This window comes from Sphingobacterium sp. JB170 (assembly GCF_900163865.1).
Lineage (GTDB): Bacteria > Bacteroidota > Bacteroidia > Sphingobacteriales > Sphingobacteriaceae > Sphingobacterium.
This window is the reverse complement of sequence record NZ_FUKU01000027.1, coordinates 20,235-37,342: the sequence shown is the minus strand read 5'-3', so window position 1 is coordinate 37,342 and position 17,108 is coordinate 20,235. Positions and strand designations below refer to the sequence as shown.

17 protein-coding genes are annotated in these 17,108 nt (G+C 40.7%); 5 read left to right on the top strand and 12 right to left on the bottom strand.

The window, feature by feature from the left end; translation table 11 throughout:
• Positions 1–23 precede the first annotated feature (23 nt).
• The 9 genes from FM107_RS08105 to FM107_RS08065 all read right to left on the bottom strand — a co-directional run bounded on the left by FM107_RS08105 (position 24) and on the right by FM107_RS08065 (position 9,688).
• The gene (locus FM107_RS08105) at positions 24–752 is read right to left on the bottom strand and encodes a polyprenol monophosphomannose synthase (protein ID WP_086948017.1); all 729 of its coding nucleotides are present in this window, start codon (positions 750–752) and stop codon (positions 24–26) included.
• 131 nt (positions 753–883) lie between these two features.
• Complete coding sequence (locus FM107_RS08100) at positions 884–2,464, bottom strand: peptide MFS transporter (protein ID WP_086948016.1); 1,581 nt, start codon at positions 2,462–2,464, stop codon at positions 884–886.
• A gap of 619 nt (positions 2,465–3,083) precedes the next feature.
• Positions 3,084–3,968, bottom strand: a complete 885-nt coding sequence (locus FM107_RS08095) for a sugar phosphate isomerase/epimerase family protein (protein ID WP_086948015.1) — start codon at positions 3,966–3,968, stop codon at positions 3,084–3,086.
• 18 nt (positions 3,969–3,986) lie between these two features.
• Positions 3,987–4,715, bottom strand: coding sequence for a (Fe-S)-binding protein (locus tag FM107_RS08090; protein WP_086948171.1), 729 nt, complete (start codon positions 4,713–4,715; stop codon positions 3,987–3,989).
• 188 nt (positions 4,716–4,903) lie between these two features.
• Positions 4,904–6,223: an MFS transporter gene (locus FM107_RS08085; protein ID WP_086948014.1), complete on the bottom strand. Its 1,320-nt coding sequence runs from the start codon at positions 6,221–6,223 to the stop codon at positions 4,904–4,906.
• Positions 6,224–6,313: 90 nt separating this feature from the next.
• Positions 6,314–7,627, bottom strand: a complete 1,314-nt coding sequence (locus tag FM107_RS08080; RefSeq protein WP_086948013.1) for a D-alanyl-D-alanine carboxypeptidase/D-alanyl-D-alanine-endopeptidase — start codon at positions 7,625–7,627, stop codon at positions 6,314–6,316.
• 55 nt (positions 7,628–7,682) lie between these two features.
• A complete protein-coding gene (locus tag FM107_RS08075) occupies positions 7,683–8,399 on the bottom strand; it encodes a ThuA domain-containing protein (protein WP_086948012.1) in 717 nt (238 codons plus the stop codon).
• A 2-nt stretch (positions 8,400–8,401) separates the two neighbouring features.
• Positions 8,402–9,469: a 3-dehydroquinate synthase gene (gene aroB, locus FM107_RS08070; protein WP_086948011.1), complete on the bottom strand. Its 1,068-nt coding sequence runs from the start codon at positions 9,467–9,469 to the stop codon at positions 8,402–8,404.
• Between the two features lie 12 nt (positions 9,470–9,481).
• Positions 9,482–9,688, bottom strand: coding sequence for an RNA-binding S4 domain-containing protein (locus tag FM107_RS08065; protein WP_086948010.1), 207 nt, complete (start codon positions 9,686–9,688; stop codon positions 9,482–9,484).
• 87 nt (positions 9,689–9,775) lie between these two features.
• Here FM107_RS08065 and FM107_RS08060 point away from each other — a divergent pair, with 87 nt between their 5' ends.
• Both FM107_RS08060 and FM107_RS08055 read left to right on the top strand, forming a co-directional pair.
• Positions 9,776–10,966: a proline dehydrogenase family protein gene (locus FM107_RS08060; RefSeq protein ID WP_086948009.1), complete on the top strand. Its 1,191-nt coding sequence runs from the start codon at positions 9,776–9,778 to the stop codon at positions 10,964–10,966.
• 46 nt (positions 10,967–11,012) lie between these two features.
• Complete coding sequence (locus FM107_RS08055) at positions 11,013–11,624, top strand: HAD family phosphatase (protein ID WP_086948008.1); 612 nt, start codon at positions 11,013–11,015, stop codon at positions 11,622–11,624.
• Here the strand turns inward: FM107_RS08055 and FM107_RS08050 are convergent.
• Positions 11,621–12,997 carry an outer membrane beta-barrel protein gene (locus FM107_RS08050; protein WP_086948007.1) on the bottom strand — a complete coding sequence of 459 codons (1,377 nt, stop codon included), beginning with the start codon at positions 12,995–12,997 and terminating at the stop codon, positions 11,621–11,623. The two genes, FM107_RS08055 and FM107_RS08050, sit on opposite strands and share 4 nt — an antisense overlap.
• 12 nt (positions 12,998–13,009) lie before the next feature.
• Positions 13,010–13,549 carry an RNA polymerase sigma factor gene (locus tag FM107_RS08045; RefSeq protein WP_256959422.1) on the bottom strand — a complete coding sequence of 180 codons (540 nt, stop codon included), beginning with the start codon at positions 13,547–13,549 and terminating at the stop codon, positions 13,010–13,012.
• 286 nt (positions 13,550–13,835) lie between these two features.
• On the opposite strand from FM107_RS08045, the gene FM107_RS08040 reads away from it, so the two are divergent.
• Positions 13,836–14,696 (top strand): universal stress protein, encoded by an 861-nt coding sequence (locus tag FM107_RS08040; protein WP_179204434.1) that lies wholly within the window; start codon positions 13,836–13,838, stop codon positions 14,694–14,696.
• A gap of 3 nt (positions 14,697–14,699) precedes the next feature.
• Complete coding sequence (locus FM107_RS08035; protein ID WP_086948004.1) at positions 14,700–14,936, top strand: hypothetical protein; 237 nt, start codon at positions 14,700–14,702, stop codon at positions 14,934–14,936.
• 84 nt (positions 14,937–15,020) lie between these two features.
• On the opposite strand, the gene FM107_RS08030 is transcribed toward FM107_RS08035, so the two are convergent.
• Positions 15,021–15,632 (bottom strand): RNA polymerase sigma factor, encoded by a 612-nt coding sequence (locus FM107_RS08030; RefSeq protein ID WP_086948003.1) that lies wholly within the window; start codon positions 15,630–15,632, stop codon positions 15,021–15,023.
• 160 nt (positions 15,633–15,792) lie between these two features.
• Between FM107_RS08030 and FM107_RS08025 the strand changes: the two genes are divergently transcribed.
• The gene (locus FM107_RS08025) at positions 15,793–16,938 is read left to right on the top strand and encodes a FecR family protein (RefSeq protein ID WP_179204433.1); all 1,146 of its coding nucleotides are present in this window, start codon (positions 15,793–15,795) and stop codon (positions 16,936–16,938) included.
• Positions 16,939–17,108: the final 170 nt, after the last annotated feature.

Sequence of the window (17,108 nt, the reverse complement as noted above, 5' to 3'; positions counted from 1 at the left end):
TATTATTGTCGCAACTAAGTTAATCAATTATCCTTTCTAAATAAACTCTCGAGTTTGAGTTGGATGACTCCGAAAAATGCTTCGCGGAAAATTCCGGTATTCATTTTTGATACGCCGTCTGTGCGGTCGGTAAATATTATGGGAACTTCTGTCACATTAAAACCATACTGGATGGCCTTAAATTTCATCTCAATTTGGAAAGCATAACCGACGAATTGAATTTTATCTAAAGGGATTTTCTCCAACACCGGCCGGGTAAAACATACAAAGCCGGCTGTCGCATCTTGAATGTTAATTCCGGTGATAAAACGGACGTATACAGATGCAAAGTAAGACATCAGTACCCTATTCATCGGCCAGTTTACAACATTGACGCCCTTAATATATCGCGAACCTATTGCCATGTCCGCACCACCCTGGCTACATTCATTACGCAGGCGGAGTAAATCTTCGGGGTTATGGCTAAAATCCGCATCCATCTCAAATATGTACTGATACGCTCGTGCCAAAGCCCACTTGAAACCATGAATATACGCCGTCCCTAACCCCAGTTTTCCTTTTCTTTCTTCGATAAATAACTGTTCTGGATAATCCGATTGGAGTCCCTTGACAATTGCCGCCGTTCCGTCAGGCGATCCATCGTCAACGACCAAGATATCATAGGGTGTCCCGAGCGAAAAAACCTTATGTATAATCTTTTCGATGTTCTCTTTTTCGTTATATGTTGGGATGATGACTAAACTGTCGGCCACGGTGTGTTTCTGTTAAATTAAAAAATACGGGAGCAGAATCCAAATTTAATCAAAAGGGCGAAAACTAAGGCATAATAAAAAAAATTGCTCGCCATAAGATTACGAGCAACTTTTTTGATTGACAGCTACTATTAATTTATACCATGCATCATTTTCTTCAATTTCGGATTGAACAATAGAAGAAGTAATGCGGCTGCGATAGGTATTGCAGCGATGATATAAAAAAAAGTAGACATGGAGTACGTTTGAGAAATCTTATCAATATATGAGCCGGTCATTCCGGCAATGAAGTTTGCAATTGCCGAGGCTGTGAACCAAAGACCAAACAGTAAACCTGCTAATTTTTTAGGCGATAACTTCGATACATAAGATAGTCCCACAGGAGATAGGCATAGTTCACCGCTGGTGTGAAAAAAGTACGCTAATATTAGCCATATCATGCTGACCGATGCCGTTTTCGCTCCCTGAGGGATGGAGCTAGCACCAAAGGCTAAGACAATAAATCCGACGCCCACCAGGGCGAGTCCCATCGCAAATTTTACTGGTCCTGAGGGGTTCCATACTTTTTCCCAAACTTTACTAAAAGAGGAAGCGAGTGTAATAATAAAGAACGAATTTAAAATTTGGAACCACGAAACCGTTACTTCCGTCGCTTCAAGCGTATATTCATTATATACTTTCCATAATCCTAAAGCCCAGATGAATACAAATGAAATAGAGGTAAACAAGATCGTTAGTGGATATTGCTTCGCAATTTTCTTTCCTAGACCATATAAAACCCAGGTCACAATCAATATCGGAAAAATTGTCAAAGCTGCATCGATCCATTTAAAAATGGTGCCGGAATCACCGTCTAAGACGCGCTGGGTGTAATCTTTTGCAAAGATCGTCATCGATCCACCTGCTTGTTCGAAAGCAAAGAAGAAAAATAAACTAGCTACCATCAACACACCGGCCACAACTAAACGATCGTTAATAACCTTTTTAGGCAATTCCTCTTCATCCACTTTCTCGATGTGTTCGTTCTCGTTATGAACCGTATTAGGCTTCTCACCGATCACACCAAAAATTTTACGTCCGAAATAGAATTGCAACATTCCGAAGAACATAAATACACCGGCTAAACCGAAGCCAAAATGCCAGCCAACTTTCTCTCCGATATAACCACAAAGTAGCATTCCTAGAAAAGCACCTGCATTAATCCCCATGTAGAATATGGTGTATCCGGCATCTTTTTTCACACTTGTGTCGGGATACAACTGCCCTACCATAGAGGAAATATTTGGTTTAAATAAACCGTTTCCTAATATCATGAGGACTAAACCAAGATAGAAAAAATTCTCATTAATACCTTCGAATGCCATCGACAAATGTCCTAATGTCATCACTAGCGCCCCGATTGCGATTGCTTGCCGATAGCCTGTCAATTTATCGGCGATAATTCCGCCGATCAAAGGAGTTAGGTACACGAGCCCCGTATACCAACCGTAGAGCTGCATCGCACTCTCGTTCGACCAACCCCAACCGTCTTTAGCGATCTCTGTAATTAAAAAAACAGTTAGTAGCGCACGCATGCCGTAATAACTGAATCGTTCCCACATCTCGGTGAAGAACAATACAAACAAACTGGCTGGATGGCCCATTACCATTGTGTCATCTATACCTTGCTTGGCAAGATGGCTTACTAGAGCATCATCTTTATCTTGAATCATATTTTTTAGTTAAGACTTAAATTTACAAAACATTCGTTGTACATTTCTGATGAATGATTTGGATTTAACGGTACAAAGAAAACAAAAAATCTAAATTTTGTCAAAGATTCGATATATTATAATCTGCAATGGATAGTGTAAAATGTACCCTATGGGCTCTGCTTAGAGCTTTGATTTAACGCAAATATGGATTGTAAAAGCGCCAGTAAAATAATTCAAAATACGTCAAACAATTGAATGCTAATTTTCGATCAATAATATCCTCTTACTGTAAATTGCTGAACCACTTATAAGTGTGTGCGCACGTTTCTCAACATACGCTAAAATACTGTATCAATACCACAATTAAAAACGGGTGTATATTTTTATAAAATAATCATAATTGGTTTTGCGAATACCATAAACTTTCTTCACTAATATCGTCAAGCAATCGCACATATTATTTTGTAAAATTTCGATTACCGATTGACTATGTACCGCATGCTTTGAAATAACGTGATCGATATACTTTTGCTACATAGTTGGTAAATTACAAAGCTTTTCTTTAACACGCGAAAATCCTGTAATTTGGAGATCTAATATTTTGTAGTTAAAGAAAAGCTTTATGCTTGTTTTGCGACTAAATTGTTTTTAGGCGCTCTAGAAGTTCTTTTGTTTTAATAATACCTTCGACCTCTGGCAAGTTGGATCCTTCATACTCGATTCCGACCCACCCCTTGAAACCTGCATCTTTAACAATCTTCATCATACGCATATAATCAATTTGTGTTTCATTACCCTGAGCGTCGAAATCATGTGTTTTTGCACTCACACCCTTTGCATAAGGCATTAAATCAGTCACCCCTTGGTAGCGATCATATTCATAGAAGTTTCCAAAATCAGGCAAGCTTCCACAGTTTTTCTTGTTCACTGTTTTTAACACGTCAGAAAGCCAGTCGCCATGTGATGAGATTCCCCCATGATTCTCGACGATTACATTAATTTTTGCTTTCTTACCGTAATCAGCCAGGGTACTAAGGCTCTCTACAGCGTGTTTCTTTACCTCCTCCGGTGTGCCTTTGCCGGCTGCGTTAACGCGAATTGACTTACAACCCAGAAAAGCTGCTGCATCGATCCATTTGTAATGATTTTCAACAGCCTCTAAGCGCTTTGCCTCCGTTTCATCACCTAAGTTGCCTTCACCGTCGATCATTATTTGAACATTGGTCACGCCGTTATCTTTCGCGCGGTTATTAAGATCTTTTAGGTACGTCATATCTTTCGCTTTATCCTTAAAAAATTGGTTGACATATTCTACGCCATAGATTCCGAATTTTTTTGCAGATAATTCTGGGAAATCAATATTCTTTAAATCGCCCTTAAATAACGTTTGGTGCAACGACCATTCTGCTAATGAGATATCAAAGAATGATTTTTTAGCAGCAAAAAGATCTAAGGTTGGCGCTAAAGCTAGTCCGGCTGTTGCGAGCCCGACGTTTTTCAAAAAGCTTCTTCTTGAGTTCATTTTTTTCTAGTTTTTGTGTTAAATATTTGCCCAGCCAGATGTCAGCACATCGGCTAGATGTTTAGTTTTTATAGCGAGTTGATGCTTATCGATGTAACTTTGGAGCTGTAAAAGACAGGAGCTATCGGTAGAGATAATATAGTCTGCTTTAACAGCTAATGCATTTTGAACCTTTTGCTCAGCCATTGCGGTAGAAATCCCTTCAAATTTAACGGCAAACGTTCCACCAAACCCGCAACATGTTTCCTGGTCACGCATAGTGACCACCTCGAGTCCACCAACATGACTTAAAAGCTGCCGAGGTTCCTCTTTAATTTTGCATTCGCGCAATCCAGAACAGGAATCATGATAAACAGCTGTTCCAACAAGTTCGGCTCCGAAATAGTCTTTTTTGAGCACGTTTACTAAAAAGTCACTGAGCTCATATATATTCGATTGAATATTACGGCAACGGTTATGTTCGATTGAATTGGTGAAAAGGTGGTTGTATCCTGTCTTGACCATCCCGGTACATGATGCCGAAGGCGATACAATATAGGTGTTTTCTGAAAAGTCGTTTAAAAATTTCTGTCCTATTGCTTTCGCTTCATCCCAAAAGCCAGCGTTGTATGCCGGCTGGCCACAGCATGTCTGATTTGGGTTATAGGTGACCTGGCAATCGGCTTTTTGAAGCAGCTTTACAGTGTTAAAAGCTGTATCAGGAAAAAGTTGATCGATAAAGCAAGGTATAAATATCTCTACTTTCATATTTCTTGAGCAGGTTTTCATTCTACGTGGTTGGATTCTAAAAAGAAGTACGCCTGCGTTCGCCTTCTATATCACTGACCATTTATTTAGGTGATTTCGCTAAAGTTTAACATTTTAAACGAATTCCTACACTATTTGTTGTGAGCTAAGCTAAGAATTCCCGTTGAAAACCCCTATTATAATCTGCACTAATCTTCCTTTCTACCCGTCAAAAACCTGTTATAGCCCCTTAAGCGAAGTAACAACAAAGCACCGATAATAAAAAATATAGTCAAAAAAACGGCGGAATAACGAATATTTCGGGTAATCTGCTCAATTAATCCAAAAGAAACAAGTCCCATAACGATTGCTAGCTTCTCTGTAACGTCGTAAAAACTAAAAAATGAAGCCGTGTCTTTGATGTTATTGGGTAAAAATTTTGAATACGTCGATCTCGATAACGATTGTATGCCACCCATCACCAGTCCAACAACACAGGCTAAGAAATAAAACTGCATCTCAGTTTCGACGTAAAATGCTGAAACGCAAACCCCTATCCAAACAACGATAACAGCTAACAAAACCTTGATATTCCCCATCTTGGCAGATAACCTCGACATGGCAATTGCGCCCACAATTGCTACGATTTGAATGAGTAAAATGGTAATAATTAATTTCGAACTTTCTAGTTTCAGCTCTTTGGAACCAAAAGCGGCTGCAACGATCATAACCGTTTGCACCCCGGCAGAATAAAAGAAATAAGCCGGTAAAAATCGACGGATACGATCGCTCTTCCCAATGCGACGAAGAACAATGCGGAAATCTAAAATAACGGTTTGAAATAAGCTCCTCGCCTGCCGTACGGTTGACGGTTTGTTATTTGGGAGTGCGCGGAACGGGATCGTTGAAAACCCCATCCACCACAGCCCAACTAGAAGAAAAGATAATCGAGGTCCGAAACTCGGGTCTGTAATACCGAACCAGTCAGGCTTCAAAATAAAGACCAAACAAATGAGTTGTAGGGTAACACAGCCGACATATCCGTAGGCAAACCCTTGCGCGCTTACTCGGTCTTGTTGATCGACCGTGGCGATTTCTGGAAGGTAAGAGTTGTTAAACAATACGCCGCCAATATATCCCATCGCCGCCAATCCGAATAAGATTACCGAAATCTCTAAAGTTTCGAGCTTAAAGAAGTATAATCCCATGCAAGACAGTGCGCCAAAATAGGTGAAAAACATCATGATTTGCTTCTTGCGCCCCTGAATATCCGCATAACAGGAGATGAATGGCAACGTGAGTGCCATAACCAGATATGCGATTGCCAGAGTGTAGTTCGACAGCACTGTATTGATCACCTGCACACCAAAAAAGTTTACAACGTCGCCATGTTCGGAAGTTTGGGTTACCGCAGTGTAGTATGCCGGGAAGATCGTGGAGGTGATAACGAGGTTATATGCTGAGTTTGCCCAGTCATACATCGACCAGGAACGAATCAGACGCTTGTCGTTTTTATGAAATACGCGCATATGTTTTGATGAAAAAAGTAATGATCGCGATAATTAGGAAACAATCGAGCGAAATGTAAGTAGAAACTGTCGAATATGCCTTCATTGCTTTTAATAATTTTCTCGTATAAAGGTGACTATCTTAACTATCTCTCGGCGTACAGGAGTCGAAGATCCCAAATAATTCGTATTCATAAATGAAAATACGAGGTTTCTACCAGTACGCGTACGTATAAAACCACTTTGATTGTGTACACCGTTTATCGTTCCGGTTTTGGCCCAAACGAACGGCTGTCCTTGGTCTAGTTTATACGCTGTTTTTAGCGTGCCGCTTACCCCCCCGACGGGGAAAAGGTATTCCAGCTCATTTCTATTGCTAACCATCTCGTTAATAAGTAGTAACACCTCGATCATGCTGCGTGGGGTGACCTTGTTGTACGTGGACAAACCACTACCATCATATAGCTGAATTTTATCGCTAAAAAGATCGAAATATTCGTCTTGGAAATACGTACGGAGCCTCTGTGTTTGAAAGGACCCAAATTTTTCCCTCGCGGCGAGCATTTGAAATTGCTCTGCCAGAAAGTTATCACTAGGTAACATCATTTGACGCAGAATATCGACTGTACGTGCGGAATATATCGTTTTAACGTCTTTAATAGAAGCCGGCTGGCCGATAATGGTAACTTCTCGATGCAAGGAGTCACTTAGTAACTTTACCATTAGTTCGTTTGAATAACGAAAAGGCTTTTCATTTACGTAGTTACGCGGTATGTAAGTATGATTGTAAGTGAATAGGTTGTTTTCAAAGTTTCGCATTATGGAAAATTTCGCGGTCGTATCGGAAACAAGCGATAGGTTTTGCTGGAATTCTGCGGGAGTTGCGAGGAGCCGATCTGCCGAAGCTCTAAACGTAACTACATTGCCATAGATGGGGAACGTACTAATTTCTGGCTGATAGTATTCGTTGTAGTCCTCGATGGACCAACCGTTGCGATAGAACGGCTCCTGGGTGGGTGCAGGTTCGATAAAATAAAGCTTTTTAGGAGTGCCTTTTAAAAAATCGAATACTTTTTTTGTGTCTAATCGGTTGTGTAGAAAAGTAGGATCACCAGTACCCCAAAATATGAGTGAGTCGCCCTTTTCTACGTAATGAATACCTGGGATCGAATCACCTAAAGTTTTGAGTACAGTAAATAACGTAAAAACTTTTGTATTAGATGCTGGCGCAAAATGTTTATCTTCATTTATGCCCATTATGAAGCGGTTGCTATCTAAGTCATATAGGCTAAAACCATAAAAATAATCACGAAGCTTTTTCGCGTTCTCAAATTCTACCCGTATCGGGTCTGGGTTTAAGGATTGGGCCGAGCTATAGCTACGACAAATGCAGATTAGCGCAAAAAATAGATAAATTTGCTTCATTTGTTGAGGTTCAGGATATAAGTTAATGTGCCCCGGTTAGTAGGGGTACATTAACTTATTTTTGACCTAGCGCGTATTTAACTCCGCCTAGGATATGTTTTTGAAAATTCAAGACGTCAAAAGATTCGTTCGTATGCCCGAGTCCGGTATAAAAAGCACGGCCACCGTCGTAGGAATGGAACCATGCTACTGGATGAAATTTACCCATTTTACCACCTTGATAGCTTTCCTCGTCGAGTTTCATTAAAATGTTCAATCCCGGTTGTACATCCTTATAGTCGTACCATTCATCTTTATGCCACCATATTTTTGATAAATGGGATGTGGAGACATGTTCGGAATCCACCACGTCGATTTTCCCCTCTTGGACGGCAGGATGGCTTGAAAAATATCCACCGACTAAACCACCATACCATGGCCAGTTGTGTTCCGTGTCGGACGCAGCATGTATTCCGACAAACCCTTTGCCGGAGCGGATATAGGCCTGGAAGGCTGCCTTTTGATCTTTATCCAAGATATCTCCAGTGGTACTTAAAAAGATAATTGCACCAAATTGTTGTAAGCTATCAGTGTTAAAATATGCTGCGTCTTCGGTGTGTACAGATTTTATTTGTGCCGTTTTCAAAATCTCACGCACTGTAGCGACGCCTTTTGGAATACTTTCATGGCGGAATGCAGCCGTTTTACTAAAAATAAGAACCTTATCTTGGGCATTTGTGCTCAAAGAGCTTAGCATGACTAATGCGGTTAAAATACTCGATATATATTTCATTGTTATTTTAAAGATTTATAAAAATCAAGACTGTCAATTATTAGGTCCCGGTCGACGTACAAGTTATATTCACACGCACCAATATGTGATAACAAAGCAAAACCTAGTTTGTTTGCCTCATTTTTCTTGTCATTATTCATGAGTGTTAATAGTTCCTGGTAGCTACTTTCCGATAATGCATAATGTGAAAAGCGTGCGCCGAAGATAGCAACTATTTCGTTCAGTTGGTCTTCGGAGAGTCCGTTTGTTTTAAATGATAAATAGGCTTCACAAACCATTCCTATTGCAATTGCTTCACCATGAAGTAACGGATTTTCGTCATGAAGCATAGAGTGACTTTCAATCGCATGTCCAATGGTATGCCCGAAATTTAAAATTTTACGCACCCCCTTTTCTGTCGGGTCCTGTGTAATCACTTCATTTTTAATTTCTACGGATCGAAAGACGATGTCCTCTAGATTGTCTTTCGTAGGATCAATATCCTTACATCGGTTAAACAAGTCTTTGTCGTATATTAAACCATGCTTAATGACCTCCGAAAATCCAGATCGCAATTGTCTATCATCTAGTGTTCTAAGAAACTTTCCGCTGATAAAAACCGCTTGCGGCTGGGTGAAGGTGCCGATAATATTTTTGACATTGTCTAGATCGATCCCAGTCTTTCCACCAACAGATGCATCGACTTGTGATAATAGCGTCGTTGGCACTTGAATAAAATCGATGCCACGCTTATAGGTCGATGCGGCAAAGCCTCCCATATCAGTTACCACGCCGCCACCTAGATTTATCATTAATGCCTTTCTGTCCACGCCGAAGTCTAACATTGTCTTCCACACGCCGATACAGAAATCAATATTCTTGTTCTCCTCGCCCGGGTCGACTTCGATAATATCGTAATCTGTTAGGTTCGGAAGCATAACTTGTAAAAGAGGCAGACAATGATCATTCGTATTTCTGTCTACTAGTACAAGGACCTGTGAATATCCTCTGGAAGATATAAGCTGCTCTAGTGATGTTAAATCTTCTTCAAAATAAACCGAGTAACCAAGGCTGGATATTTGTTTTGCCATTTGCGATTTCTTTTAAGTAATTTTTATTTTTTGCCCGTCAAACTCAACTATATCACCCACGCGTACTTTGAGGCGTTTTCTTAAATCCACTTCGCCGTTGTATTTTACCATACCCTCTTGGACAACCATTTGGGCCATCGCACCGTGTTCAACCCAATTAAGCGCCTTTAATAACTGTATGAGTTGAATGTAATCTCCTTTTAACGAAAATGTTTGCATAATATTTATTTGAAGACATATTTATCGTTTGTAAATATAACGCTAATCAAAATAAATAATTAATTTTGGCCATTAATTTTTACATATATGATCGTTGGAGGTAATCAGGCGAAACTAGATTTTGATAATACGGAAGTAGCATTTCGTAACAAAAGTAATAATGATCTAGAAAAAGCGTATTGGCTTTTTAAAATGGTGTCAAGTAGTGCCTTGATCAAAGTGGGGACACCACTAACCAATTTGGCGTTAAAAATAGGATTACCTATTCAAGGAATAATAAAAAATACAATCTATCGACAATTCTGCGGGGGCGAAACAATTCATGGCTGTCAACCTACGATCGATGAACTCGGTCAGGGTCAGGTCACGACCATTTTAGATTATTCGGTAGAAGGTGAAGAAACCGAAGAGGGCTTCGAGTTGACCTGTAAGGAAATTCTGCAAACGATTGCCTATGCCAAGGCTAATCCGCTAATTTCTTTTTGTGTGTTTAAACCCACTGGTCTGGGGAGGTTTGATTTATTTGCTAAGCTAGATGCAAGAGACACGTTAACACCATTGGAGAAAGACGAGTTTTCACGTGTGCATCACCGAATTGATCGTATTTGTAAAGCATCATTTGAAGCGAATATAAAAATTCTTATTGATGCGGAACACTCATGGGTGCAAGACACTATTGATGATTTGGCACGGGAGATGATGGAGCGATACAACAAGGAAGAAGCAATTGTTTATAATACCTACCAGCTCTACCGCCATGATAAATTAGCTTCATTGATGGCTGATTTTTCTTATGCGCAAACACAAGACTTCTATCTCGGTGCGAAACTCGTTCGGGGCGCGTATATGGAAATTGAACGAGAACGAGCGCTTGAAAAAGGGTACCCCTCACCTATCCATGTTGACAAAGCAGCTTCGGATCGCGATTACAACGATGCAATCGAGTTTTGCCTCGATCGCGTCAATCGTGTCGGTTTAATGGCAGGCACGCATAATGAAGACAGTAGCAGGTTACTCGCCCAGCAGATTATCCACCGTGATATCTCTCCCAAAAATAGACATGTTTTCTTTGCGCAATTATTGGGGATGTCCGATAATCTATCATTTAATCTGGCCGCCGCCGGATACAATGTCGCCAAATATGTGCCTTATGGCCCCGTTAAATCAGTAATGCCTTATCTTTTCCGTAGGGCACAGGAAAACACATCGGTTGGTGGGCAGACCGGCCGAGAACTAGCCTTGATTATTACGGAACAGAAAAGAAGAAAGCAAATCTAGCTTCATTATCCCGTGCAATTGCGCGGGATTTCATACTTTCGCTCCTATGAATGCTGAATCAAAATTGAAATTTAATATTTTACAAGAAAAATCGGGACCATTTGAGGCGTTATTATATGATGTGGATGGCACTCTTGCCGATAATATGCACGCACACAAAGCAGCGTATGTTGCCGCAGCGAAGGAATATGAAGTGGACCTTGATGATGCAATTGTGGAGGAACTCGCAGGCTGGCCAACGGTCGATGTAGCAACAGAAATCAATGCGCGCTACCAAAAGGAGTTTGATATCAATGAATTTTCGAAACGAAAATCTACCATTTTCATCGAACAATTCATTCGTGCGACCAAGCCAGTCGATTTCGTTTTACAGCACCTTCTAGCGAATATCGGTAAAAAAAGAATTGGCATCGTATCGGGAGGATCACGGTCTACGTTGAATATTACACTTGAAGTTATCGGGTTAACAGGTAAATATGAAACGCTCGTATGCGCGGGGGATACGCCCGAAGGCAAGCCCTCTCCGCAACCATTCTTGCTTGCGGCCGAAAATTTAGGAGTCGACCCACAAAATTGCCTCGTGTTCGAAGATGGAGACCCTGGTGTACGCGGAGCAATATCCGCCGGCATGGGGTGGATACGTGTCGATCAAATTTAGAAATTCGTAATTATACGAATTCCGCCATTAGTATAGTTCATGTCAGTTTGTTTGAACGAACCAACGGGAATTTTTACAAATGGCTCTATTGATATGTTCAAGTTTTTAGTAAGTCCGGTTTTCTTCCCAATTGAAAAGTTTACAAAACCACCAAAACCGTCATCATCGACGTTATCCGTTCCGCTTTTTATTTTTCGCTCTACCGTTTTTTGCGGTGTGCTTGTCGGTTTATCGGAATCAGATGCACTCGAATAAGTAATCGCGTCGGTGTATTCAGAATAATAGTTATAGCGCTCTTGAGAAAGAACAAACGCATACGAGGCGCCCCCTACAATGTAGTAATCTTTGGAAAGGTTATATTTGATTTCCAAAGGAACATCTAATGTTTGCATTTTACTCGAAACGGAATTTAAGCTCGGCATCATGACATTGTTTTTCCGGTAGGGAACATTCTCAGAAACGAGAGCCGCACCACTAGCAGCTGTTGGTGGTGCGTCCTGAGTTCCATTCTCAGGGCGCGCCGATCCGCCCAATATACCAACCTCGTACTGATTAAATGATGCTCCAGTTCGAACAGCTAGTTTATCGGAGATTTGGTAGGCTAATACTAATCCTCCTCCCAAATCAAAGCTTTGTTCGGTTGCCGATGGGCTTACAAATGCGCCGAGCCTTACATTTTTAGCCAGCCTTACTTTTTTAGGTGATATGTTCCGACCCGCCTGAGCAGTATATGCGTATGATTCATCCACCTCACTGCCGCTCACAAGATCGTTTTGTTCGTAAGGCGTGACGCCTATCGTGCGGTCCGGGAAAAGTGCAATAGGAAGGTTATTCCGCACGGAAGGATTAACAGTTTCGAGTTGGGGTGTAATTGCCACATGTATCGGTGCTATCGAAGCTACGTGTAGCGTTTCTTTAATGAATTCGTCATGCGTGTCTTCACTCCGGGTTCGTCCACTGAGAATGTGCTGCTGCTCGTAGCTTAGGATTGCTAGCTCTTCTTCACTACCCGCGGTTCCTTGATCACTCTTTGCCGGGCCGGAAGGAATACCGCTAACCATATCCGTCGAATTGTTGTGCGGCACTTGGTCACCGCGATTCTCCGTTGAGTCAGGCATATCGATAGATGAACGTGTTAGCTGCATGCTCGTGGCGTCATTGCTATTTTGAAAAACAAATAGAGCGCCAAATGCCAACACAACCACCGAAGCTGCCGCGGCAACCCAAAGTGGCACTAGTGCCTTGCGTGTCGGAGCAGTTTCGTATTTTTCTTTAAACGACTCCCATGCACCCTCTTTATACGGAAGTTGTGGGCCGTTTTTTAACTGCTGCTTAATAACCTCTATTAATTCTTTATTCTTGTTGTCTTTCATTTTTAACTGCAATTAAGAATGCATGTTATGTGAAACACTAAATTCTTCTACGTATAATTTGCGCAACTTATGCTTCGCTCTAGTCAGGTACGTTCTAGAGGTACTCTCCGGGATATCAAGCTTTTTACCAATTTCTTCATGAGTGAATCCTTCAATTTCAAACAAATTGAATATCGCTCGCTGAATATCCGGCAGTCGTTGCAATAGTTTCATAATATCATCGACTGCTAATTGATCATTTATCATCACCGAATGTGAAAGTAAATTCTCTTCCGAGACCTCGTCATAAGTATATGTTGTTTTTTTTGCGCGTAACAAATCTATTGATGTATTTACGGCGATCCGCGCAAGCCAGGAACGAAACGTACGGTCTAAAATATCATCGTCTTCGTGCATTTGGAAAGTTTCAAGCTTCCGAAATGCTTTCACAAAGCTTTCATTGGCTGCTTCTTGTGCCTCCATCTCCATCGCCACGTAACGCCCGACTACTGCCATGACATAACCATAATACTTTTTATAGAGAAAAGACTTCGAGCGTTCTGTTTTATTCAAAACACAGTCAGCCAATGCCTCACGTAAAGCCAATGGTTTCTTTTTCCTCCAATGTTGCTGAACAATATTCACCTATAATCGTCTGTTCTGATACGCCAATTTAGCAAAATAATTTATGTTACCTGAACCACCAATTATATTCCAACCATAACCATTGTCTTTTTGCAGGTTGAAACGGAGTTAATCCTATTTTCGCTACAGAGGGATGAAAAATAATTCAAACTATTCTAACGCATTGTCTGGACCAAAAAAAAATCGTAATTTGCTTATATTAATTGACAGCAATATGAGAAAGATTTTATTTCCAACGGATTTTTCCGATGCGGCGAACAATGCTTTTTTGTACGCTTTAAATCTAGCGAAAGAACTCGAGGCCGAGCTATATGTACTCAATACGTACATGCAGCCCGTCCTATCCTCATCGCACGCAGGTCAACCGGAGATGGTTCCAGAAATATACCAAACCCATGAACTGCATCAATTTGAAAATTTCAAGAAATATTCGATAATCTTAAACCGCCTAGCGGACGACAATGGACTGAACGGGGTGCCGATACGTTACTTGTTTGAAGAAGGTACCGTTGTGTCCAACGTACTTACGGTGATAAATAAGGAAAACATCCAATTAATCGTACTTGGTACGAATCGTGCCAGCGGAATCATGAACAAGATCTTTGGATCCAACACGCTCGGTGTAATCCGTGGGGTGAAGATACCTGTATTGTCCGTTCCATTGGAAGCAAAATATCGCGGTATTGAAGAAATACTTTTTACGACGTTATTTCGTGACGAAGATGAAGCGGCCCTTAAACAAATTGTAATAATGGCTGAAAAGTTCCGAGTACGCGTAAAATGTATTCATGTACACAAACAATCGAATTTAGATACGATCGGTTTGGCAGAAAAATGGACAAAATTGTATCCACAAAGCAATCTTGAGTTTGTGTTTTTGGAAATGGATCAATCCGTGGAATTCACGTTAAATAAATATATTGAGGAAAACCGAGTGGATCTATTGTGTGTTGTAAAACGAAATAGGAATTTTCTCGAACGTATTTTTTCGACCAGTATGAGCAATAAATTACGTACTCACACTAATACAGCAACCTTAGTTCTTCAAGAGGGTAACGACCCGGGGACATTCTAAAATATGGAAAAGCTATTAAAATCTTTAGTCGAAAATAAAATGCTAAATCAACCGATTAGCAAATTTATATTATTAATCGACGAGCAGGGCAAGGAGCATGGCGCACTGTTTTTTATAGAAGTAGGCAAGCGTAATTATAAGTTGACTGTACCCCACCCGCACCATATAGCCTTAATTAAAAATGGTCTTCCAACAGCTAAACAAATTGTTTATCATCAAGAAGCAATGCTGCTTAAATAAGCGAAACAAAGCACTTAATTCCTTCTTATCCACGAAGAACCCCGTTATTTAACGTGAGTCGGACTGCTATACTCCCGCAAGGAATTAGCTTAAAAGACTAAGTAATAGTAGGATGCTAATTATCGGTTTCATCTTTTCACGTAAGAAGTGTAGTGCTCTTGTTATTTGATTTTCTACCGATCGCTTGGATATGCCAAGCTCGTGGGCAATTTCATCATTACTAAGCTGTTCAAAACGGCTCATGCGAAATATCTGCTGACATCGCGCTGGTAAAATGGACAATGCACTATGAATCGACAATATAGTATCCTGATATCCTAGATTGGCATCCGCAGTTTCCGCTGCGTGCGGTTCGGAACCTATTTCCCATTGGTCCACGAATTGTATTGATCTTTTTTTCCTTGATTTCAAATCCTTATAAACGTGATAGCGCGCTGCCATACGCAGGTATGTGGGGAATGAGTTGATTTGAAGTTTACACCGTTTGTCCCATAGATTCACAAATATATCGTGCGTAATTGTTTCGCTTAGCTGCCTGTCCTTCGTATAGGAGAATGCAGTTGTGAATATCATCGACCAATACCGATCAAACAAAATTCCAAAAGACGTTGAACAACTCTCGATAGCTATAGCCACCCATAACTGTTCGTCAGCTTCGGACGATGCGGTGTGCAAGTGTCTTTTGTTTGAAAACATAACAGTTTCTAGTCGGTATACATTGATTTACAACTGGTTAACACCTCAATCTATCTAGGAAATATCAAGATAACATATGCAAGTTAAAAAAAATACAATTAAGTATGTGTGTCGTGTACAAAAAATGTCTCTATATCAATGTAGACCTAATAAACATTTTATGTTAACCAAACAGGCGTATATTGAATTGTACGAAAAATACGAGCAAGGGCTTTGTTCGAAACAAGAAATTGAATTGCTCGAGTCTTATCCCGACGATTTCCTGCTCCGTGATGGAGATTGGGATAAGGGTTTGATGGGCCCCCAAGAGACCGTTAAGAATACCCTTAAATCTACAATTCAGAATCATATACGAACACGTAAAGGGGGAATTCAGCGGCAACAAATGATTTACAAAATTGCCGCAGCCGCCATCGTATGCATTACCTTGGGTTTACTCATTCGTTTTCGAACGAGCGATCCTTTCATCAAAAACGATTCGTACATAGATTCCACGTCCGAGCAGATTCAAGCTGGTGGCTTCCGGGCCACTTTAACGCTCGAAGATGGGACGCAAATGGATTTAGAAGAACTAAATGTAGGTGAACTAGTTGTCAATGGTCAAGTGGTCGGCTCAAAAACTAAACGTGGTCAACTAGCCTATCAAGGGACTAGGAGAGATGCCATTGTGAAATACCATACGATTGAAACACCCCGAGGAGGAGAATACCAGATCGACCTGCCAGACGGGAGTAAAGTGTGGTTAAACGCCGCTTCCTCCATCCGTTTTCCTACTACATTTTCCCAAGATAATAGAACAGTGAAAATCACAGGTGAGGTCTATTTTCAAGTTGCAAAAGATAAAAACAAACCGTTTATCGTCGATGCAGGCGATCAACAAATTACTGTCCTTGGAACTAAATTTAACGTGAATGCATACGATAACGAGCAGTCTATTCAAACATCGCTGCTGGAAGGAAAGGTGACGATAAAATCGGGCCAAGAAGAGTTCCTTTTAGTCCCCGGGCAACGGGCAACGTATAACAAACAGAATTCTCGGATGGTAACGGATAAGTTTGTCGATGGAAACGTGCTGGCCTGGCAACGTGACCAGTTTGTCTTCGATGCAGAAAATCTTCAAAGCATCTTACGAAAAATCGAACGCTGGTATGACGTCGAGGTTATATACAAAGGAGAGGTATCGGACCAAGTTTTTTCTGGCAACATATCTCGGTTAGAACAAGTCGATGAAGTTTTGAATATGCTTGCCCTAACCGGCATGGTGTCATTTGAAACCAAAGGAAGGAGGATTTATGTTTTAAATTAAGTAAACCTAATAGAATGAACCGAGAGCGATTGCAGCGCTCTCGGAAATCAAGCTAAAATCAATTAAATAAATGAGTTAATAACATTCAACTTAACACAGCAAATGTACAAAAATTATGATGTGTCTTCAAGGATATTGTGCCTTGTCGTGCACCTAGCAACCTCAAAAAT

Coding starts and splice junctions, on each gene's coding strand:
- FM107_RS08100 (WP_086948016.1), bottom strand. CDS start 2,464: ATGATTCAAGATAAAGATGATGCTCTAGTAAGCCATCTTGCCAAGCAA.
- FM107_RS08095 (WP_086948015.1), bottom strand. CDS start 3,968: ATGAACTCAAGAAGAAGCTTTTTGAAAAACGTCGGGCTCGCAACAGCC.
- FM107_RS08090 (WP_086948171.1), bottom strand. CDS start 4,715: ATGAAAGTAGAGATATTTATACCTTGCTTTATCGATCAACTTTTTCCT.
- FM107_RS08085 (WP_086948014.1), bottom strand. CDS start 6,223: ATGCGCGTATTTCATAAAAACGACAAGCGTCTGATTCGTTCCTGGTCG.
- FM107_RS08080 (WP_086948013.1), bottom strand. CDS start 7,627: ATGAAGCAAATTTATCTATTTTTTGCGCTAATCTGCATTTGTCGTAGC.
- FM107_RS08075 (WP_086948012.1), bottom strand. CDS start 8,399: ATGAAATATATATCGAGTATTTTAACCGCATTAGTCATGCTAAGCTCT.
- aroB (WP_086948011.1), bottom strand. CDS start 9,469: ATGGCAAAACAAATATCCAGCCTTGGTTACTCGGTTTATTTTGAAGAA.
- FM107_RS08065 (WP_086948010.1), bottom strand. CDS start 9,688: ATGCAAACATTTTCGTTAAAAGGAGATTACATTCAACTCATACAGTTA.
- FM107_RS08060 (WP_086948009.1), top strand. CDS start 9,776: ATGATCGTTGGAGGTAATCAGGCGAAACTAGATTTTGATAATACGGAA.
- FM107_RS08055 (WP_086948008.1), top strand. CDS start 11,013: ATGAATGCTGAATCAAAATTGAAATTTAATATTTTACAAGAAAAATCG.
- FM107_RS08050 (WP_086948007.1), bottom strand. CDS start 12,997: ATGAAAGACAACAAGAATAAAGAATTAATAGAGGTTATTAAGCAGCAG.
- FM107_RS08040 (WP_179204434.1), top strand. CDS start 13,836: ATGAGAAAGATTTTATTTCCAACGGATTTTTCCGATGCGGCGAACAAT.
- FM107_RS08035 (WP_086948004.1), top strand. CDS start 14,700: ATGGAAAAGCTATTAAAATCTTTAGTCGAAAATAAAATGCTAAATCAA.
- FM107_RS08030 (WP_086948003.1), bottom strand. CDS start 15,632: ATGTTTTCAAACAAAAGACACTTGCACACCGCATCGTCCGAAGCTGAC.
- FM107_RS08025 (WP_179204433.1), top strand. CDS start 15,793: ATGTTAACCAAACAGGCGTATATTGAATTGTACGAAAAATACGAGCAA.